This is a genomic window from Aeromonas sp. CD (assembly GCF_033349375.1).
In the GTDB taxonomy this organism is placed as follows: domain Bacteria; phylum Pseudomonadota; class Gammaproteobacteria; order Enterobacterales; family Aeromonadaceae; genus Aeromonas; species Aeromonas hydrophila.
This window is the reverse complement of the sequence record NZ_CP137631.1, coordinates 4,264,262-4,283,754: the sequence shown is the minus strand read 5'-3', so window position 1 is coordinate 4,283,754 and position 19,493 is coordinate 4,264,262. Positions and strand designations below refer to the sequence as shown.

19 protein-coding genes and 5 tRNA genes are annotated in these 19,493 nt (G+C 61.2%); 10 read left to right on the top strand and 14 right to left on the bottom strand.

The features are described 5' to 3' along the window. The first annotated feature begins 137 nt into the window (after nt 1-137). Nucleotides 138-347, top strand: coding sequence for a hypothetical protein (locus tag R2E40_RS19945; protein WP_011707516.1), 210 nt, complete (start codon nt 138-140; stop codon nt 345-347). On the opposite strand, the gene R2E40_RS19940 is transcribed toward R2E40_RS19945, so the two are convergent. The 9 genes from R2E40_RS19940 to rsmC all read right to left on the bottom strand — a co-directional run bounded on the left by R2E40_RS19940 (nt 342) and on the right by rsmC (nt 5,330). After that, the gene (locus tag R2E40_RS19940; protein ID WP_016352123.1) at nt 342-614 is read right to left on the bottom strand and encodes a late competence development ComFB family protein; all 273 of its coding nucleotides are present in this window, start codon (nt 612-614) and stop codon (nt 342-344) included. The two genes, R2E40_RS19945 and R2E40_RS19940, sit on opposite strands and share 6 nt — an antisense overlap. 109 nt (nt 615-723) lie before the next feature. Then, nucleotides 724-809 (bottom strand) — tRNA-Leu (locus R2E40_RS19935). Between the two features lie 71 nt (nt 810-880). After that, a tRNA-Leu gene (locus tag R2E40_RS19930) sits at nt 881-966 on the bottom strand. Nucleotides 967-1,011: 45 nt separating this feature from the next. After that, a tRNA-Leu gene (locus tag R2E40_RS19925) sits at nt 1,012-1,097 on the bottom strand. Between the two features lie 44 nt (nt 1,098-1,141). Next, nucleotides 1,142-1,227 (bottom strand) — tRNA-Leu (locus tag R2E40_RS19920). A 55-nt stretch (nt 1,228-1,282) separates the two neighbouring features. Continuing rightward, a tRNA-Leu gene (locus tag R2E40_RS19915) sits at nt 1,283-1,368 on the bottom strand. Nucleotides 1,369-1,484: 116 nt separating this feature from the next. Beyond that, nucleotides 1,485-2,945, bottom strand: a complete 1,461-nt coding sequence (gene glgA, locus R2E40_RS19910; protein ID WP_039214006.1) for a glycogen synthase GlgA — start codon at nt 2,943-2,945, stop codon at nt 1,485-1,487. Then, nucleotides 2,935-4,152 (bottom strand): glucose-1-phosphate adenylyltransferase, encoded by a 1,218-nt coding sequence (gene glgC, locus R2E40_RS19905; RefSeq protein WP_011707513.1) that lies wholly within the window; start codon nt 4,150-4,152, stop codon nt 2,935-2,937. Before glgC ends, glgA begins: the two co-directional genes overlap by 11 nt. 149 nt (nt 4,153-4,301) lie before the next feature. Further along, the gene (gene rsmC / locus R2E40_RS19900) at nt 4,302-5,330 is read right to left on the bottom strand and encodes a 16S rRNA (guanine(1207)-N(2))-methyltransferase RsmC (protein ID WP_318164213.1); all 1,029 of its coding nucleotides are present in this window, start codon (nt 5,328-5,330) and stop codon (nt 4,302-4,304) included. Between the two features lie 280 nt (nt 5,331-5,610). On the opposite strand from rsmC, the gene dapA reads away from it, so the two are divergent. The 4 genes from dapA to R2E40_RS19880 all read left to right on the top strand — a co-directional run bounded on the left by dapA (nt 5,611) and on the right by R2E40_RS19880 (nt 9,982). Further along, nucleotides 5,611-6,483 (top strand): 4-hydroxy-tetrahydrodipicolinate synthase, encoded by an 873-nt coding sequence (gene dapA / locus R2E40_RS19895; RefSeq protein WP_011707511.1) that lies wholly within the window; start codon nt 5,611-5,613, stop codon nt 6,481-6,483. A gap of 94 nt (nt 6,484-6,577) precedes the next feature. Then, complete coding sequence (locus R2E40_RS19890; protein ID WP_318164212.1) at nt 6,578-8,218, top strand: sensor domain-containing diguanylate cyclase; 1,641 nt, start codon at nt 6,578-6,580, stop codon at nt 8,216-8,218. A gap of 4 nt (nt 8,219-8,222) precedes the next feature. Continuing rightward, nucleotides 8,223-9,326, top strand: a complete 1,104-nt coding sequence (locus R2E40_RS19885) for an EAL and HDOD domain-containing protein (protein WP_318164211.1) — start codon at nt 8,223-8,225, stop codon at nt 9,324-9,326. Between the two features lie 65 nt (nt 9,327-9,391). Further along, nucleotides 9,392-9,982 (top strand): beta-phosphoglucomutase family hydrolase, encoded by a 591-nt coding sequence (locus tag R2E40_RS19880; protein WP_318164210.1) that lies wholly within the window; start codon nt 9,392-9,394, stop codon nt 9,980-9,982. A 139-nt stretch (nt 9,983-10,121) separates the two neighbouring features. Here R2E40_RS19880 and hfq read toward each other — a convergent pair whose 3' ends face one another. After that, entirely contained in the window at nt 10,122-10,484 is a 363-nt protein-coding gene (gene hfq, locus R2E40_RS19875; RefSeq protein ID WP_011707507.1) for an RNA chaperone Hfq, read from the bottom strand. Nucleotides 10,485-10,661: 177 nt separating this feature from the next. On the opposite strand from hfq, the gene R2E40_RS19870 reads away from it, so the two are divergent. From R2E40_RS19870 to R2E40_RS19860, 3 genes are read left to right on the top strand one after another with little or no spacing between them, the layout of a single operon-like run. Further along, nucleotides 10,662-11,942 (top strand): paraquat-inducible protein A, encoded by a 1,281-nt coding sequence (locus R2E40_RS19870; RefSeq protein ID WP_043160297.1) that lies wholly within the window; start codon nt 10,662-10,664, stop codon nt 11,940-11,942. Then, nucleotides 11,935-13,581: an intermembrane transport protein PqiB gene (pqiB, locus tag R2E40_RS19865; protein ID WP_011707505.1), complete on the top strand. Its 1,647-nt coding sequence runs from the start codon at nt 11,935-11,937 to the stop codon at nt 13,579-13,581. Before R2E40_RS19870 ends, pqiB begins: the two co-directional genes overlap by 8 nt. Beyond that, a complete protein-coding gene (locus R2E40_RS19860) occupies nt 13,581-14,150 on the top strand; it encodes a PqiC family protein (protein ID WP_318164209.1) in 570 nt (189 codons plus the stop codon). The genes pqiB and R2E40_RS19860 overlap by 1 nt, the downstream gene beginning before the upstream one ends. 86 nt (nt 14,151-14,236) lie before the next feature. Here the strand turns inward: R2E40_RS19860 and ompA are convergent, their stop codons facing one another. Next, nucleotides 14,237-15,295: a porin OmpA gene (ompA, locus tag R2E40_RS19855; protein WP_011707503.1), complete on the bottom strand. Its 1,059-nt coding sequence runs from the start codon at nt 15,293-15,295 to the stop codon at nt 14,237-14,239. A 233-nt stretch (nt 15,296-15,528) separates the two neighbouring features. On the opposite strand from ompA, the gene R2E40_RS19850 reads away from it, so the two are divergent. Further along, a complete protein-coding gene (locus R2E40_RS19850) occupies nt 15,529-16,263 on the top strand; it encodes a substrate-binding periplasmic protein (RefSeq protein ID WP_043127047.1) in 735 nt (244 codons plus the stop codon). Between the two features lie 59 nt (nt 16,264-16,322). Here the strand turns inward: R2E40_RS19850 and R2E40_RS19845 are convergent, their stop codons facing one another. Then, a complete protein-coding gene (locus R2E40_RS19845) occupies nt 16,323-17,339 on the bottom strand; it encodes an SGNH/GDSL hydrolase family protein (protein ID WP_253627981.1) in 1,017 nt (338 codons plus the stop codon). Nucleotides 17,340-17,576: 237 nt separating this feature from the next. Between R2E40_RS19845 and R2E40_RS19840 the strand changes: the two genes are divergently transcribed. After that, entirely contained in the window at nt 17,577-17,957 is a 381-nt protein-coding gene (locus R2E40_RS19840) for a YgiW/YdeI family stress tolerance OB fold protein (protein WP_024944710.1), read from the top strand. Between the two features lie 68 nt (nt 17,958-18,025). Here the strand turns inward: R2E40_RS19840 and mltC are convergent, their stop codons facing one another. Together mltC and R2E40_RS19830 are read right to left on the bottom strand one after the other, a co-directional pair. Next, nucleotides 18,026-19,126, bottom strand: a complete 1,101-nt coding sequence (mltC, locus tag R2E40_RS19835) for a membrane-bound lytic murein transglycosylase MltC (RefSeq protein ID WP_005305423.1) — start codon at nt 19,124-19,126, stop codon at nt 18,026-18,028. Nucleotides 19,127-19,219: 93 nt separating this feature from the next. Further along, complete coding sequence (locus tag R2E40_RS19830) at nt 19,220-19,492, bottom strand: oxidative damage protection protein (RefSeq protein ID WP_005305420.1); 273 nt, start codon at nt 19,490-19,492, stop codon at nt 19,220-19,222. Between the last annotated feature and the right edge of the window lies 1 nt (nt 19,493).

Sequence of the window (19,493 nt, the reverse complement as noted above, 5' to 3'; positions counted from 1 at the left end):
AAATTAGTTGATCTCATAACCCGTTTTTGAGTGCTCTGTTTGCCCCGATGGGACATTCGACTCCGATAGAAAAGTCCGATTGCATACTTCTAAAATACAAATGATAATTGTTATCAATTGTTGGAGGGGAGTGTGTCATGAGATGGATAGTGAGAGCCATGCTGCTGATCGGGCTGCTGGCGATCCTGATCTGGGGTCAGGACAAGGCGTACGGTATGTGGAGCCTGGGCTTTTTGCTGGCCGCCTGGGTCATGCTCGAACCCAGGCTGAGGCCTGCGCTGATCCTGCTGCCGGTGGCCGGTATGACGGGTGTCGCGGCCCTGATCTGGCAACAGCCCTGGTTATGACGAGGTGGCCGGGGCGCTTTGCACCTTCTCTTGCGCCAGCTTGAGCGACTCGATGACGTTTTTCTCCATCTCGGTACGCTTGGCATCGGTCAGGAAGTAGATCATGTCGACGTCGTGACGAATGTAGTGGGAGGGCAGCTGGTTCAGGGTCAGGCAGCAGAGATCGGCCATCTGGTTGGCGCTCAGCTTCTGGTTGAGCCCCTGTCTCTCAATCTCCTTGAGCACCAGATGCTCGTAGAAGTTGTGAATGTCGGTATCCAGTATCATATGCGTTCCTTGGCATGACGATGGGCGGTGAGTCGTCAAAAGCATAGTCATAACAAGGGCTAAAAACAAAAGGCCCATCACTTTCGTGATGGGCCTTTTGCATAATGAATGGTGCGAAGAGAGGGACTCGAACCCTCACATCCGTGGGACACTAACACCTGAAGCTAGCGCGTCTACCAATTCCGCCACCTTCGCACACTGATTTTCTCCAGCGGGTTTTTAAATGCGGTTGGAGCGCATTTTCTGCGTTTTACATGCCAGAAGCATGGTGCGAAGAGAGGGACTCGAACCCTCACACCCGGGGGGCACTAACACCTGAAGCTAGCGCGTCTACCAATTCCGCCACCTTCGCACATCGGGTTTCCAGTCTGGTTTTACATGCTGTCTGGATAAAGCATGGTGCGAAGAGAGGGACTCGAACCCTCACATCCGTGGGACACTAACACCTGAAGCTAGCGCGTCTACCAATTCCGCCACCTTCGCACATTGTGTTACCAGTTTTGATTTACATGCTGTCTGGAGAAGCATGGTGCGAAGAGAGGGACTCGAACCCTCACACCCGGGGGGCACTAACACCTGAAGCTAGCGCGTCTACCAATTCCGCCACCTTCGCACATTCGGGTTATCAGTCTGGATTGACATGCTGTCTGATAAAGCATGTTGCAGTATGGTGCGAAGAGAGGGACTCGAACCCTCACATCCGTGGGACACTAACACCTGAAGCTAGCGCGTCTACCAATTCCGCCACCTTCGCATCACTGCGGTGGGGGATTCTATAGAGTTTTGAAGGAGCGTCAACAGCCAAAGGGGACTTTTTTCGCTGTTGACGTTCAAAGCAGCATCAAGGGGACAAAACTTCAGCAATCTGCCTCAGTGGCGGGCCAGTGCGTCCTGATACATCTGCTCGTATTGAGTGACCGAATCCGGCCAGTTGAAGCGGGTGTTCATGGCATTGCGCTGCACCCGGGCAAACTGTTCGGGATCCTGCAGGTAGTAGAGCAGGCTGCGGCGCATGGCATCGAGCAAGATGTTGGCGGTTGGATCGTTGAAGCAGAAGCCGGTTGCGTGCTCCGGGTCGGCATCCCAGTCCACCACCGTATCTTTCAGGCCACCGACGGCCCGCACCAGCGGCAGGGTGCCATAGGCCAGGCTGTACATCTGGTTGAGTCCACACGGTTCGAACAGAGAGGGCATCAGGAAGAAGTCGGCACCCGCTTCCACCAGATGAGCGAGCCGGTCGTCATAGGTGTTGATGAAGGCGAGCCGGTCCGGGAATTGTTGCGCCAGGGTCTGCAGTTGAGCTGCGAGGGAGGGATCCCCCGAGCCGACGATCACCACCTGCACCTTGTGATGCAGAAACTTGTCCAGCACCGGCAGCAGCAGGTGAACGCCCTTCTGTTCGGTCAGCCGGCACACCATGCCATAGATGGGCAGATCCGCCACCGGCAGGCCGGTTTCCTGTTGCAGACTCTGCTTGCAGATACGCTTGCCGGCCAGATTGTCGACGTCATAGGTGGCCGGCAGGAAGTCGTCAAACGCCGGATCCCAGTCCTGATAGTCACAGCCGTTGAGGATGCCGCGCAGATCCGCCGCCCGTTGCTGGAAGATGCTGGCCATGCCGTGGGCACCCAGGTGGGTCAGCAATTCGCTGGCATAGTTGGGGCTGACCGCGTTGATCTTGTCGGCATAGAGCACGCCGCATTTGAGCAGGTTGACGTGGCCGTAGTCGTAACTGATGCGCTGTTCGTAGTCGGCAATCTCGGGCACGGCCCAGAACTGCTGGCGCTCGAATACCCCCTGAAAGGCCGCGTTGTGAATGCTGATCACGCTGCGGGTGTGCTGGAAGAAGGGATTGTGGGCGTGACGGGTTTTCAGCAGCAGCGGCAGCAGGCCGGTGTGCCAGTCGTTGCAGTGCACTATGTCGGGGGCAAAGGCGAGCTGTTCACTGGCGTGCAGCGCTGCCGCGGCCAGAAAGGCGAAGCGCTCGCCGTTGTCCGGATAGGCCTGGTTGTTCTCGGCGTAGAGCTGGGGGCGATCGAAGTACTGCGGGCAGTCGAGCAGGTAGACGCAGACTCCCTCCAGATCCATCTGATAGATGCGGTAGCCGATATCCGGCAGGCCCGGGTGGGTTGGCAGCCAGCGCGAGACCAGCAGTTTGGCCTCATCCCGTCGCTTTATCGTCTTGTAGAAGGGCAGCATGATCCTGACATCATGCCCCTTCTGGGCCAGGTACAGCGGCAGGGCTCTGGCCACGTCTGCCAGGCCCCCGGTCTTCACAAGCCCCTCAACTTCCGAGGCAACGAACAGGATTTTCAGTGGGTTAATAGCCAACTCTTGCTCCCTTAGGTACCACGACGATACCGCCTTCGGACACGGTAAATCGTTCTCTGTCATGGTCCAGATTTTCACCGATCACGGTGCCGGGCGCAATTTCAACGTTCTTGTCGATGATGGCGCGGCGAATGGAGCAGCCCTCGCCGATCTTCACGTCCCCGAGCAGGACCGACTCGCTGATGTGGCTGCAAGGCCCCACGTTGCAACGAAAACCCAGGATGGAGCGCTGGATCTGGCTGCCCTGGATGAAGCAGCCGCCGGAGATCAGCGAGTTGGCAATCTTCACCTTGCAGTCGTCGGTATCGACGAAGGTGGCGGGCGGCAGCGGCGGGTAGTGGGTATGCAGCGGCCACTTGCGGTTGTAGAGAGAGAAGGGGGCATCGTCGGCCACCAGGTCCATGTGCGCCTGCCAGTAGGAGTCCAGCGTCCCCACATCGCGCCAGTAGACGTTGGGTTTCTCGCCCGGAATGACGTTGGTGCTGTAGTCATAGACATAGACGGGGGCGCGCGGGAACAGGCTGGGGATGATGTCCTTGCCGAAATCGTGACTGGAGTTCTCCTCGGCGGCATCGCGCTTGAGTTCGCGATAGAGCGCCTCGGTCTCGAAGATGTAGTTGCCCATGGAGACCAGCGCCTGGGTGGGATCGCCGGGGATGTGCTTGGGTCGCTTGGGCTTCTCTTCGAAGCCGATCATCCGGCCCTCCTGATCCACCTCGATCACCCCGAAGGCGCTCGCCTCCTCGATGGGCATGCGCAGGGCGGCGACGGTCAGGGCGGCGGCCTTTTGCTTGTGGAAGGTCACCATCTGGCTCACGTCCATCTTGTAGATGTGGTCGGAGCCGAAGATGCAGACGTGCTCGGGGTCGGAGATCTCGATGAAACGCAGGTTCTGGTAGATGGCGTCGGCGGTGCCGTCATACCAGCGTTTGCCCATCCGCATCTGGGCCGGGATCGGGTCGATGAAGCGATCCGTGATGCCGACGATGTTCCAGCCCTTCTTCATGTGCAGATAGAGGGACTGGGACTTGAATTGGGTCAATACGTAGATGCGCAGGAAGTCGGCGTTGACGAAGTTGTTGAGGACGAAGTCGATCAGTCGGTAGCTGCCGCCGAAGGGAACCGAGGGCTTGCTGCGGGTGGTGGTGAGTGGCTGGAGGCGAGTACCTTCGCCGCCGGCCAGGATCATGGTGAGTATGCCTGCCATCGTATTTCTCTCCCTGAATTCATACTATGAAAAGGTTTTCAGTCTGATGCAAAAAAACACCCCTAAAGGGGTGGTTTGAGGTGTGACAATTACCTTATCAGATCCCGTATGGGGCTCTCTACCTGTTTCCGGTGACTGGTTACACTTATTTACACTTTGCTCAGATAGACCTTGAATTTGGCATCGCTGCTGATCACTTCAGTCCGTTTGAAGTGCGTTTCCAGTATAGGCTGATATCGCAGGAAGGCGTTGGCAACTATCGTCAGCGAGCCCTGGGACTGCAGATGATCCGGTGCCTTGGCCAGGAAGGTCTCGGTGGCCGCGTAGAAGGTCTTGAGGCCGGCGTGGAACGGCGGGTTGGAGACGATCCGGTCAAATTTTCCCTGGATGTCGGAATAGACGTCGGATGCCCGCACCTCGCCTTGCAGGCCGTTGATGGCCAGGGTGCGGCGGCTGGATTCCAGCGCCAGCGCGTTGATATCCACCATGGTGACCTGGAGTTCGGGATTGCGCTTGGCCAGCACCGAGCCAATCACCCCGGCGCCGCAACCGAAATCGAGCAGCGCTCCCTGCATGGCCGGCAGGCTGGCCAGCAGCATCTGGCTGCCGAGATCCAGTTCGGATGCACTGAACACGCCGGGTAGCGCCAGCACGGTCAGTTCGGTCTCGCCGGCCTTGCATTGATAGCGACCAAACCAGCTATCCAGCTCGAACGGTTCAACCGGTTTGCTCAGCTCGCCGTGATAGAGGGAGCAGCGGCGGGCCGAGTCGCGTTTGACCGGCTTGTCGCCGTAGGGGGCCAGCAGCTTGTCGGCCCCATTGATGCCGCCGCGGTTTTCACCGGCGAGGAACAGCTCGGCACCGGCCTCCAGCAGTGGAGTCATCATGGCCAGCAGATACTGGGCCTCGGCCTTGGCCTTGGGCATCAGCAGCAGCAGGGCATCGAAACGGGGGGCACCGCCGAGCTGATGGTCGAACAGGATGGTATCCCCCAGCGCGGCCTGCTGGCTGCGGTAGTAGCAGTAATCCGTGGTAAAGACGGTGAGGGAGTGAGTCAGGGTCGCCAGCTGGCGCGGATAGTCATCCTCCAGCGCGCCGCACACCAGCAGCCGCTTGCCGACAAAGAGGGCTTGGTTTCGTTCCAGCATCTGGCTGACGGCACTGATCGGGCTGCTCATCGGGTCTCTCCACGCAATTTTGGGCGGCCATTATACATAGCCGCTTTCGCCTTGACATTTATGCCGTGTTCCCGAAATATGCCCAGACACCATTTTTTGAGCAGAGATGACGCAATGCGGTTCAACGGGTTGAAACGAAAGCATAAAAAAAGCCTGACATTCGGGCCTGCCGACGTTCGCGCGTAACCTCTCATCCCTGAGCAGATTCAAACCCCGGTTGCGCACATCGTACCGGGGTTTTTTATTGCCACATTCATGAGTCAACGGAGAAGGAAATTCCATGTTCAAAGGTTCAATCGTCGCCCTGATCACTCCCTTTCGACAGGGCAAGCTGGATGAAGAGGCGCTGGCGCGTCTGGTGGAGTGGCATATCGAACAGGGTACCCACGGCATAGTGCCGGTGGGCACCACGGGCGAGAGCCCGACCCTGACCCATGACGAACACTGCCGGGTGGTGGAGCTGGTGGTCAAGCTGGTGGCGGGCCGCATTCCGGTGATTGCCGGGGCCGGCTCCAACAACCCGGTCGAGGCGATCGAATACACCCGTCATGCCGAGCAGGCGGGGGCCGATGCCACCCTGCACGTGGCCGGTTACTACAACCGCCCCAATCAGGAGGGGCTCTACCACCACTTCAAGGCGGTGCACGATGCCACCAGCAAGCCGATCATCGTCTACAACATCCCGCCGCGCGCCATCGTCGACGTGCAACCGGCCACCCTGGCCCGACTGGCCGAGCTGCCGCGCATTGCCGGGGTGAAAGACGCCACCGGCGATCTGGCCCGCCCTTGGACCGAACGCCAGCTGATCAAGAAGCCGTTTGCCTGGCTGTCCGGTGAAGATGCCACCGCTGTGGCCTACAACATCGGCGGCGGCCAGGGCTGCATCTCGGTGACCGCCAACGTGGCGCCCAAGCTGGTGGCCGAAGTGCAGAACCTCACGTTGGCCGGCCAGTGGCAAGCCGCCCGTGAGCTGCAAGACAAGCTGATTCCGCTCCATCAGGCGATGTTTGCCGAGCCGAGTCCCGCCGGTGCCAAGTATGCAGTCTCCCTGCTGGGCTTTTGCAGCGAGGAGTGCCGTCTGCCCGTGATGCCGCTGTCAGAGGCGACGCGCACCCGCATTCGTGACGCGATGCAGGCGTTGAATCTGTTATAAAAAGTGGGCTCTGGATCGCGCTTTTGACTGGCTAGTCAATTAAAGTGCAAAGTTTGCCGATATACTCGCTTGGATACAATCAAGGATGGCAGGCATGCAGGAATGGGATCCAGAGCACTTCACCAGTTTTGAACATCTCTGTGAAGTGACGCTGGCGGCAGTCAGGGAAAAAACCGAAGCCGAACAGATCTACTTGTGGCTGCGGGCGCCCGAGTCCCAGCTATACAGCTTTCAGCTCGAACAGGGGCTGATCTGCCTGACTGCCGACGCCCTTGCTACGCTCCAGCTGCCAATCGTTTTCATCGAACATGCCCTCGACAAGGGACAGCTGGTGGTGGAGCAGCTAGCCCACCCTCAAGACATCTGGGAGACGGTGGAGCCGCAGACGACACGCCTGCGCGCCTGTTTCCCGCTCAAACGCCACAAGGGGCTGGAGGCGGTGGTCTATCTGGAGACCCGCCGTCGTCTCGATCGCCTCTCCCGTCGCCAGCAACAGAGCATTCAGCTGCTGATGCACTATCTTGCCGCCGAACTGGAGAGCCGGTTGCTCGCCAGCCAGATCGATCTGGAGCGGGATCAGCGGCGCCATACCCAGGCCGACCTCATCCGCAGCCAGGCGCTGCAAGGCTCCTTCCTCAGCATGCTGCAGGCGCTGCATCAGGTGGGGGTTCAGCTCTCCCGCTGCGACAGCGAGCATCAACTGCTGCGCGAGGCCGTGGTGCTGGCCCGCCAGGAGCTGCAGTTCGATCGCATCGCCATCTTCCTGGTCGACGCCGAGTTCAAGACCATGCACGGCACCTGGGGCACCAACGAGGCTGGCGAGCTGATCGACGAACATCACTTCATCAGTCCCATTCCTGATCACCCCACGGTGCAGGAGGCGCTGCGCCGCAAGGATTATGTGCTGGTGCTGGAGGATGCGCCGCTCTACTACGAAAAGCAGGAGGTGGGTCGCGGCTGGAACGCCATGGTGTCGCTGTGGGACGGCGCCACCCCGATCGGCTGGATTGCGGCCGACAACCTGCTGTGGCGTCGACCGCTCAAGGCCTATCAGAGCGAGATCTTCAAGCAGTATGCGGCCATGCTCTCCCAGTTGCTGATCCGTCAGCGTACCCAGGAGGCACTTGAGCGTTTCAATCGTGAACTGGAGCAGCGGGTCAGCGAGCGCACCATGCAGCTGGCGGAGACCAACCGGGCGCTGGAGGAAGCCAACAAGCGCCTGTCGCTGCTGTCACTGGAGGATCCGCTGACCGGCATCGCCAACCGCCGCCACTGGGATCTCACCATGCAGCGGGAGTGGGAGTGGGCGCGCCGCCATCAAAACCTGCTGGCGGTGCTGATGATCGATGTGGATGAGTTCAAGTCCTACAACGACCACTTCGGTCATGCCAAGGGGGACCAATGTTTGCAGCAGGTCGCCCGTCTGCTGCAGGAGGCGGAGCGGCGGCGCACCAACCTGGTGGCACGCTATGGCGGCGAGGAGTTCGTGATCCTGTTGTGCGGTCCGCAACCCGGCGAGGCGGAGCGATTGGCGGAACAGATTCACCAGGGGCTCAGCGAATTAAAGATCCCGCATCCGGCCTCCCGAGTTGCTGATTTCATTACGGTTAGCATAGGCTTTAGCTATCTGGTTCCCTCGCTGGATGGAACATGGCAGAGCTTGACCGAACAGGCTGATCAGGCGCTCTATCATGCCAAATCGCAGGGGAGGGCGTGTACGCTAGCCTATCGGTGAGCCCATGTTGTTACGTCGCTATCCCATCTTCAACCGCCGCCTCGCCCTCGTCGCCTATGGCATCGACTACCAGCTTGCCGACCCTGCCGAATGGCCCCTGCTGGCCGCCCAGTGCCGGTTGCTGGCACAGGGGCGGCAATACCTGCTGCCCTTCACCCACGAGCAGCTCGATGAACTGCGTCCCCTGCTGTTCGATCAGGACACCATACCGCTGGTCGAGGCTTCCACCGATCGGCTGCCCGCCTCCTTCCCCGTGCTGGAGCAGTGGCGCGACTACCGGCGCCGGCTGGCGGTGCACGGTGCCCAGCGCGAGCCGCGCTGGTTCAACGCCTCCCGGCTGCTGGTGTTCTGGATGGGTGAAGAGGGGATCCGCCAGCCGACCGAGCACAAGCGGATGGCGCTCGACATCGAGACCTGGGGAGACTTCCTGCCGCTCAAGGAGGCGGGAGTCGACTTCTTCGCCGGCGGTTTTCTCGCCCGCCCCGAGCTGGTCAACCAGCGCGCCGCCCAGCCAGACATGAAGCTGGTGCAGGAGATACTGCAACTGATCTGCCGCGAGGAGTTCTCCTTCGCCCGGGTGGCCACCCTGCTGGAGCAGGATGCCTGGTTGCCGGGGCAGCTGCTGAGCTATGTCAACGCCCCCGGTTTCGATCACGCCAGCCCTATCGTCTCGGTCACCCGAGCGCTCTCCTATCTGGGGGAGCAGGAGATCCGCAAGTTCGTGCTCATCTACGGGCTGGCCAGGGTCAGCCAGCACATGCCGGAGGCCTGCACCCGCATGGCCATCGCCCGCGGACGTTTCTGCGAGCTGATCGCCCTGAATACGCTCGGCAAGGCGGCTGCCAGCTGGGCCTTTCTGGTGGGGTTGGTGCTGGATGGCTCACTGCTCTCCGAGCAGCTCAAGGCCCACTTGCCCAAGGACGTGAGGCGGGCGCTGGAGTCTCGCGAGGGGCCGCTCTTTCATCTGTTCCAGCTGGTGAAGAGCTATGAACAGGGGGATTGGCCCTTGCTGGCCCAGCTGGCACCCACTTATCAGCTGGATCCCGCCAGGCTGACGCCCATCTATTTTCAGGCACAAATGTGGGGGCAAGCGTTTCTCGCCACCTAGGTCGTGGCGAGCAAAGATGACTCTGGCTAGAATGGGGGCCCTTTGTTCAGAGACAGACTCCGCACATGACCCTATCCGGATTTCAAGGCCTGGTATTTGACCTCGACGGCACCCTGGTTGACTCCATGCCGCTGCACTTGGCCGCCTGGGAGCACACGGCCCGCGAGTTTGGCTTCCGGTTCGATGCCGACTGGTTCTATGAGCTGGGGGGCATGCCGAGCCGCAAAATCGCCCTGCTGGTGGCCGAGGTGCAGCAGATCGCGCTGGACCCCCTGACCGTGACGCGCTGCAAGACGGAGCACTACGTCGCCAACCTGCACAAGGCAACCCCCTTCCCGGCCATGCTGGAGCTGGTCGAGCGCTATCATGGCCGCATCCCGATGGGGATCGGTACCGGCTCGCCCCGTATCAATGCCGAGGCCGTGCTGCGCAATACCGGGCTGGATCGCTACTTCCCCGTGGTGGTGACCGCCGACGATGTGGAACTGCACAAACCCCATCCCGATACGTTTCTGCTGGTCGCACGTCGGCTGGCTGTCGAGCCGGCAGGCTGTCTGGTATTCGAGGATACGGGGATCGGCGTGCAGGCCGGTCAGGCTGCGGGGATGCAGACCTGCATGGTCAGGGATGGCCGACCGGTCGACTTGCAGTATTGAAGGAATGAGAGAGAAAACGGATGGGTCCACTCGGAGGAAGAGTGGAGTCCATTCTCATACGGGACAGACATGATACATGAGAATGGACTCGGTCACCCTTTGACGCAGCAATGGCGTCGGGGTGACTCAGGCAAGTGCATTACTGCTCGCTGCTACCGCCGCCCTGGTTGTCGTCGTAACGACCGGGCGCGCCGTGGGGGCGCGGCGCCATGGAGACGCGGGGCTTGCGGGCACGCTGGATGCTGACCTGCGGCCGGCCGGAGTGCATGGCGATGGTGGAAATCTTGGCCTTGTAGACCAGCTGCTGGTTGCCGTGGGCATCGGTCAACAGCACGCTGTACTGGTCGAAACCGCTGATGGTCCCCTCCAGCTTGATGCCGCTCACCAGGAAGATGGCGACCTGACTGCGATTCTTGCGCAACCAGTTGAGGGCAGAATCTTGCCCGTTCCCGAGGGAGAAGGCTTGCTCAATCGTGGAGTAGCTTGGGGATTCAGTTGTCATAAATTATTGTCCCGCGGAAAAAAAGTGGCGTTTGATTGTGCTAAATGGTCACTTGCTTGTCAAAGTCATTCTCACACCTGACCCGGATGGTGCAACGACAGGGCTGGTCGGCGCGGGCCGCTGCTGTAATAATTGGCGGCTCTGGCCCCGTGGCGGGCCTCATGCTGGGGTTTCATCTTGCATCCGGTTTCACACCAACACCAACCCACCTATACCCATGACGCCACCGCGTGCGAAGAGTGCGACCTGCTGGTGCCGGCCACCACGCTGGCCGTGGGGGAGGCGAGCAGCTGCCCGCGTTGCGGTCACACTCTGAGCCGCCATCTGCCGGAGCAGGAGCGCAGGCCCATCGCCTACGGCTTTGCGGCCATCATCATGTTCGTGCTCTCCAACTCTTTTACCTTCATGTCCTTCTCCGCCAAGGGGGTGGGGCAGGAGATGACCTTTTTGCAGTGCATCACCACCCTGGTGGATCAGGGCTACCTGTTTCTCGGGGCCGTGTTGAGCCTGACCCTGATCGGCTTGCCGCTGGTCTATATCGGTTCCATCATGCTGGTGCTGTGGCGGGTCGACAAGGATCTGCACAGCAACGCCCTGCGCTCCCTCGGCCGGCTGCTGTGCCGGATCAAGCCCTGGCTGATGGTGGATGTGTTCCTCATCGGGGTGCTTATCTCGCTGGTCAAGCTGATGGGGATGGCCGACATCAAGATGGGCCTGTCGTTCTGGGCGTTCGTCGGCTACACGGTGCTGCTGATCAAGATGATCTCGTCGCTGGACCGAATGTGGCTGTGGCAGCGATTGTTCGGGCCGAGCGAGCTGCACGGGCTGACGGTGGAGGATGACGAGGCCAGCGCCATGACCTCCGGGCTGGTGGGCTGCCACATCTGCGGCGCCCTGAGCGAGACCGGTGCCGACAGTTGCAAACGGTGCGGCGATCATCTGCACAGCCGCAAACCGGGTGGGCTGAACCGGACCTGGGCGCTGCTCTTCACCTCGGTGATCCTCTATATCCCGGCCAATCTCTATCCCATCATGGACACCGTCTTCCTCGGAGATGACAGCCCCTCCACCATTCTCGGCGGGGTGGTGCTGCTGTGGGCCATGGGCTCCTATCCCATTGCCGCGGTGATTTTTTTCGCCAGCGTGGTGGTGCCGCTGGTCAAGATCCTGGCGCTGCTGTGGCTCTGCTACATGGTGCAGCGCGGCCAGGGGGCGTCGCCCCTTGGCAAGCTCAAACTTTATCGCATGACTGAATTCGTGGGACGCTGGTCGATGATCGACGTCTTCGTGGTGGCCATTCTGGCGGGCCTGATCCGGCTCGACAACCTGATGACCATCTATCCGGGCCCTGCGGCCGTCGCTTTTGCGGGTGTGGTGCTGATCACCATGGTGGCAGCCATGAGCTTCGATTCCCGCCTGATCTGGGATTTACAACAAGGAGAACGCGAACGTGAGTGAGCGTAAGAAAAGGTGGAAACCCGGCTCTGATTTTCTGAGCTCGGCCGCCGCTATCTGGATGGTGCCGCTGCTGGCGCTGTTCATCGGGATCTGGATGCTGTTCCAGCACTGGTATTCACAAGGTCCCAGCTTCACCCTGACGGTGGCGACGGCCGAAGGCATAGTGGCGGGCAAGACGGTGATCCGCTCCCGCGAGGTGGAAGTAGGCCGCATCGAGGCGGTGGAGCTCAGCGAGGACTACAGCCATGCGGTGTTGAAGGCCCGTTTGACCAATGCTGCCGCCGGCATGCTCAAGAAGGACAGCCAGTTCTGGGTGGTCAAGCCCAGGGTCGGCCGGGAGGGGGTGTCCGGCCTCGGTACCCTGCTCTCCGGCGCCTACATCGAACTGGCTCCCGGCAAGAAGGGCAAGGCGCGCGACGAGTACGCCATGCTGGACAAGCCGCCACTGGCCTCGCAGGACGCCAAGGGGCTGCGATTATCGCTGAGCAGCCGCGACACCCGGGCGCTCGGGGTCGGCTCGCCCATCAACTACCAGGGCTTCACCATAGGCCAGGTGGAAGAGGCGAAGTTCCTGCCCGAGAAGAGCGAGATGCAGTACCAGATCTTCATCAACGCCCCCTATGACGTGCTGGTGAGCAGCAACTCCCGCTTCTGGATGACCCCGGGTTTCGAGGTCTCCATGAGCAGCGAGGGGATGAAGGTGAAGATGGATTCGCTGGAGAGCCTGCTGGACGGCGGCATCACCATGGGGCTGCCGCCCGGCTGGGCGCCCGGTGAGCCGGTCAAGCAGATGGACGACTTCACCCTGTTCCAGGATCAGGCCAGCGTACTGGCCGGTAGCCTGGATCAGTTCATCGACTATGTGTTCCTGTTCGAGGACAGCGTCGGCGGCCTGCACCCGGGCGCGGCGGTGGAGTATCGCGGCATCCGGGTCGGCACCGTCATCTCGGCCCCCTATCTCATCGATGAGAAAGGGGTGCAAATGTTCCAGAGTCGGCAGATCCCGGTACTGGCGCGGATCGAGGTGCAGCGCCTCTCCCACCGCTATGCCAACGCGGAGAAGGAGCAGTGGCGGGCACTGTTCGGCAGGCAGTTCAAAGAGGGGTTGCGGGCGACACTCAAGACTTCCAGCCTGCTGACCGGGGGCAAGGTGGTGGATCTGAACTTCTATCCGGATGCGCCCAGGTTCCAGCCCACCAAGCTGGCGGGCTATCAGGTGTTCCCGACCGTGCAGGCCGGGCTGGATCAGATTGAGCGCAAGGTGAACCAGATCCTCGACAAGTTCGTCGACATGGACACCGCCAAGACGCTGAACCAGGTCAACCACACCCTGGTGACCCTGGAACAGACCCTGAAGAACGTCAGCGCGGTGAGCGCCAATCTGGACAAGTTCACCGGTCAGAGTGCGACCCAGCAGTTGCCGGCGTCCCTCAACGACAGCCTGAAGCAGTTGCAGAGCACGCTGCAGGAGTACGACGCCAACTCCCAGACCAACCAGGATCTGCGGCAGTCGGTGCAGTCGCTCAACCAGCTGATGCGCGAGTTGCAGCCGCTGGTGCATTCGCTCAACGAGCAGCCGAGTTCGTTGATTTTCGATCGGGCTCGTCCCCGTGATCCCGAGCCCAAGCGAGGTCAATGATGAAGAAACAGATGATGGTGCTGGCCTTGCTGGGCCTGTTGGCGGGTTGCAGTTCCGCGCCGACGCAGCTGCACTACTACTCCCTCGACGCCGAGGCGCAGCAACCGGCCGCGGTGGTCGCTCAGCCGCAGCACCAGCTGGTGCTCAAGCCGGTGTCCCTCTCCGGCCAGCTGGATCGGATGAGCCTGGTCTATCAGCTGGAGGGCAAGGAGCTGCACTTCGCCGAGTACCATCGCTGGGCGGGGTCGCTGGATGCCCAGCTCGATCAGCTGACCCTGAACGGCCTCTCCAGCCGCTTGCCGGGCTGGGTGGTGCGGCAGGACGGTGCCCGCAAGGGGCCGGTGCTGACCATTTCGGTAGAGCGCTTCCAGGGGCGCCACGACGGGCGTGCCGTGCTGAGCGGCCGCTGGCGCCTGCTGACCGAAGAGGGTACTGTACTGCGTGACGTCCCTTTCCAGCAGGTGCGGGTGCTGCCGGCCGATGGCTACGGCACTCTGGTGAGCGAGCTGGGGGCTGGCTGGCAGCAGCTGCTCGACCAGATTGCGGCAGAGGTGCGCAAGGGCGCCTGACGCTGTGCCGATGCTGCGACCAAAAATGAAACGGGAGGCCTTGGCCTCCCGTTTTTTCATTCGTGGCTGTCAGCCACGCTTGAGGATCACTGCTGAACTTCCGAGATCCCTTCGACCTTGACCTCAACCCGGCGATCCGGGGCCAGGCAGACGATCAGCTCTTTCTTGGACTTGCTGGTGCAGCTGTCGCCGGTGACCGGATTGCCCTTGCCGCGACCTTCCACGTTGACCTTGCCTGCCGGCAGGCCCTTGCCGACCAGATAGTCGGCGACGGTCCGGGCGCGTTGCTCGGAGAGCTTCTGGTTGTAGGCATCGGAGCCGATGCGGTCGGTATAGCCGATCACGGTGGCGACGCCATCCTTGGGTCTGGCCTGCTCAATCTGGCTGTAGAGGTTATCCAGCGCCTGGCCGGCGGCCGGCTTGAGGGTGGCCTTGTTGAAGTCGAACAGCACGTCCGAGCTCAGGGTGAACTGCTTGTCGACCACTACCGGCTCGGGCGCCGGGGCCGGCACCGGGGCGGCCACCACGGGGGCTACCTGACCGAAGCGATAGACCACGCCGACCGCCAGCAGGCCGTTGTCGAGTTCGGCCCCGGTCTTGTCGAGCGCCTTGTCGCCGAGCGGGGTGGTGTACTGGTATTCGAGACGGGCGGCCCAGTCGCGGTTGAAGGCGTACTCGGCGCCCAAGGCACCGACGAAGGCGGCGCCGTTGTCATTGTCCAGCTGCTTGCTGTCGGTCCAGGCGTAGGCGCCCCCCAGGCGGGTATAGAGATCCAGGCTCTCGCTGACCGGCAGGCCGATCTTCATGGTGAGCTGGGCCAGCTGGGCCTTGATCTCGTCCCGGCTGATGTCGGTGGGGATCAGTTTGTCGGTCGCCGTGTACTTGTATTTGCCGAGCCAGTCATAACCGAGCTCGACACCGAGGTTCTGGTTGATTTGATAGCCGAGGAAGGCGCCGGCACCGACGTCATTCTTGTCCTCTTCGCTGATGGCGTAGTCGTCCTTGATAGCCTGGTTGTGATCGACGCCATAGAAGTTGGACCAACCCAGCTTGGCACCGCCATACCAGGTGTTGTCCTGTCCGGCTGCCTGGGCGTTGGCCGCAAGCAAGCCTGAAACCAGCAAGGTAATCAGTGTTTTATTCATGTTGAGCCTCTGCAATTTCATATTGTTGGGGGGAGGTTGATAGGGTCGCCTCTCCTTATGGGTCGGGGCTTATAGCACAGCCACAACAGATTAAGGGTAGTCGCTTTAAGCAGGTTCTCAACCAACTGATATAAAACATAATGTGATTACCATTGCCGCAATTTGCCGTGGGGATTTGCGCTCTGGCGAGGGAGCGCAATAGTTAACCGAGGCGGATTTGCTGCGAGGTGGGCATGAACATCAGATGGATATGGCTGTGCTGGGCATTGTGGCTGGCGCCGGGCTGGGCGGCCGAGACCCTGCAGGTAGTGACCGAGGACTATGCCCCCTACAACTATCTGGAGGAGGCCGATGTCAAAGGGCTCGGCACCGAGGTGGTGGAGGCCATGCTGGAGCAGGCCGGCTTCGAATACACGCTGGACATCTACCCCTGGGCGCGGGCCATCTCGCTGGCGCGCAGCCGCCCCAACGTGCTCATCTACAGCATCAGCCGCTTCCCCGAGCGCGAGGCGCAGTTCCAGTGGATCGGGGCGATAGCGCAGATCAATTTTCACGTCTTCGCCCTGGCCAAGCGGGACGACATCAAGCCGTTCAGCCAGCTGTCGCAGGCACGGGCCTGGTCCATCGGTACGGTGCGCAACGACGCGCTGGAGCAGTACCTGATCGGTCGCAAGTTCTCCAACCTGCAACGCAACAACAACCATGAGGCCAACATGCTCAAACTGCTGATGGGGCGCATCGATCTCTGGCCGGTATCGCAGGAGACGGCCAACTACTATGTGCGCCAGGCGGGCTATGGGCCGGAGGCCCTCAAGATAGTGCACGACATCGAGGATTTTACCGGGGGCGATCTGTACGTGGCGGCGAGTCTGAAGACGCCGCCCGAGGTGATCAAGCGGCTGCAGGAGGCGCTGGCCACCATCAAGCAGAACGGCATCTACGATGGCATCGTCAAGCGCTACCGCTGAGCGGTGGGTCCGCCGGGGCCGCACAATAAAAAGGGCCGACTGTCGTCGGCCCTTTTTCATCAGTGGGCGAGGAACTCGTATTGAGCCTCGATGAAGGCACCGGCCCGCTCGCTCAGGGCGGCGTGCACGACGGTGGTGGGGTGCACTTGATCCCAGAACATCTTGCCTTCGCAGTCGAGGGTGCTGGCGCTGCGCCGCACCATGGGGCTGGCAACGGCCTGGGCCAGCAGCGGGTTGCCGGCGATGGCGAGCCGCTCCTGCGGGTTGAAGGCGGAGAGGCTGCTGTCGCTGGCGACGCTGGCCGCACTGCGGGAGGCAAACGGCTTCCACACATAGCCGCCGCCGTAGCAGGCGTTCTCGGTGTCGCTCAGGCCGAAGTTCTGCGGTTCGCGCAGCATCTCGGCGAACTGCTTGTCGATCTCGAACAGCTTGACGATGCCGGTGGGGGCCAGCTGGCGTGCCAGGTTCAGCAGCAGCTGGTTGTGGTAGGCGGAGACATGGCTGGCCGCCTCGACCACCTTCTGGCTGCGGGCCGAGGGGTTCTGGCCCAGGTCCGGCAGATTGAACAGCAAGATCTGCTTGGCGCCGTTCAATACCATGCGGTTGGCCGCATCGCTGATGGCGTCGCGTACCCGCTTGGCATCCTGCTCGGTGTTCCAGCCATAGGCCAGGTAGTCGTTGGCACCGACCCAGAGGATCACCAGATCATCGGGCTTGAAGCTGTCCTTTTGCAGGAACTGGGTCACCTCGTAGTCCAGGTTGTTGATGACCTGATACTTGGGATTCCAGGAGATCTTGTTGTAGGCCACCGCGGTGGCGCCCCCTTCCGCCTCGTTGGCGATGGTCAGCCCCGGGAACTGCTGGGTCAGCTGTTCCAGCCAGACCGGCCCGTTGGAGAAGCGGCCCTGATAGTAGGGTGGGCTGGAGGGGAGGTAACCGCGCATCTTGCTGTACATCTTGCCGGTATCGGAGAGGCTGTCGCCAAACATCACGATCCGGGAGAAGGCGGGGCGACTGTCGGCTGCCTGAACTGTCAGCGCGCAGAGTCCCAATAAACACACAAACCATTTTTTCATCTTGTTGTTCTCATTGGTTGGAAGCAGGTGGTGCCTGCAGACTGTTCCTCGATAGGCAAAGGTGCTGGGAAGCTGTTTTGCCATCTTGCAGGGTATCTAGCCGAATTTAATTTCGCAGTATGTGGTATGGATTAAATCGATTACGGTCACACCGCTGTCCCCCAGATGGGGAGGCTTCACGTTTGTTTCACGCACCGGCCGGCACACTGCTCCCGTACCCAATGACAGGAGCATGAAATGAACAAGGCAAGCGTAATCGGTCTGTTGACCCTGATGTCCATCTCTTCTTTCGCCATGGCGGCCTATACCGGCCCGCAGGAGCAGAACAAGGTGTCCGTCGCGCAGTTGAAGGATCTGGCCGATGACAGCTGGGCCACCCTGGAAGGGAAGCTGGTCAAGCACCTGGGCGGCGAGAACTACCTGTTCCGCGACGCCAGTGGCGAGGTGGAAGTGGAAGTGGATCAGGATGTGTGGCGCGGCACCGAGGTGGGCCCAGACGATCTGATCCGCATCCGTGGCGAGGTGGACCACAGCTGGAACAAGACCGAAGTGGAAGTGGAGAGCCTGGAGAAGGTGGGCGCCGCTCCGCAGAGCAAGGGCGGTTTCATCGCCAAGTAAGGTCTGTATCCCTACGCCAGACGTAACAAGGGCGCCTCCATGGAGGCGCCCTTTTGCTGTTGGTCTGCTTAGCCGGTGCGGGCCAGCGTGCGCTTGAACCCCTTCTCGGCCTGATTGACCTTGTAGAGATAGCGTCTGGCTTCCGCCTTGGGGTGCTGTTCGGTCAGGATCTGGTACACCGCCTCGGGCGAGAGCTGGTTGATCATGCCTGGCGCCGCCTTGCGGTCGCTGGAGAAGGTGTTGAGCACCCCGCCGGCACCGCCGTTGTAGGCGGAGATGACGGCGTAGCGACGCGAGCGCGGATCCTGGATATCCACCAGATAGACGGTCTGCAGCAGGTGCAGGTAGGCGGTCCCGACGTCGATGTTGTAGGCTGGGTTGAACAGGTCCTCCCGGGTCGGCTGGCCGCTCTTGCCCTTGACCCGCACGTAGACGTCCCGCCCTGCGGTGGCCGGGATCACCTGCATCAGGCCATAGGCGTTGGCATGGCTGACCGCATAGGGGTTGAAGCTGCTCTCGGTCTTGATCACCGCGTAGATCAGGCTCTCGGCCACCCCGTACTTGCGGGAGGCTTCCCGGATCAGGCTGGCGTACTTGTAGCCCCGTCGATCCTCGTGGTTGGCCACCATGGGGATGTCGACGAAGAAGATGGTGCGAATGCCGAGGGTGCGCTTTTTCATCGCCGTGTTGAGCAGGTAGTCGGCATAGCGCTCGGCGCGCCAGTCGAAGCGGATCGGCTGGCCCTGGTTGTCCAGCACCTGGCCGTAAAGGAAGGGCTCGCCGCCGGGCAGGATCTCGGCGTCGGAGTAAAGATCCACTTCCGCCGGATCGTCCGGGGTAAGCAGGGTCTCGATGATGGCGCGGCGCAGATGGGAGCGCGGGTCGATGCCGGAGACGGTCTCGACCATGATGTGGCCGCTGGAGAAGTCGATGTGGGCCCGGCTCTTGTACTGATCCGTGTATTTGACGTAGTCAAACTTGCCCGCAAACAGCGCCTCACGCCCCCATATCTCGTTCACGTTGTGGGAGAGCGCGCTGATCATGTGTTCGAAACCGCGGATGTCCTTGCCGTTGACGAGATCGTCATCCTCGTTGCCATTGGGCTTGGGGGAGGATGAGCAGGCAGAGAGAAACAGCAGGGTGCACAGCAGCCAGAAAATTCGGCCCATAGAGTCCTCAAACTGGGCGGCGGGCCGCCCGTCACTTCCGTCGTTGCCGTGAGTCGGCGGGGCCGGCCTGCGCAGGCCGACCCCGTGCACGGGTTATTTGCTGGGCGGGGTATAACCGTCGATGGCCACTTCACCCGCTTCGAACAGGTAGTTCACCATCTCTTTCTCCAGCAGCTGGCGATGCTCGAGGTTCATCATGTTCAACTTCTTCTCGTTGATCAGCATCACCTGCTTCTTCTGCCACTCGGTCCAGGCTTCCTTGCTGATGTTGTCAAAAATGCGCTTGCCGAGTTCACCGGGGTAGAGCTGGAAATCGAGACCCGGGCCCTCTTTTTTCAGGCGCTGGCAAAATACGGTACGGCTCATG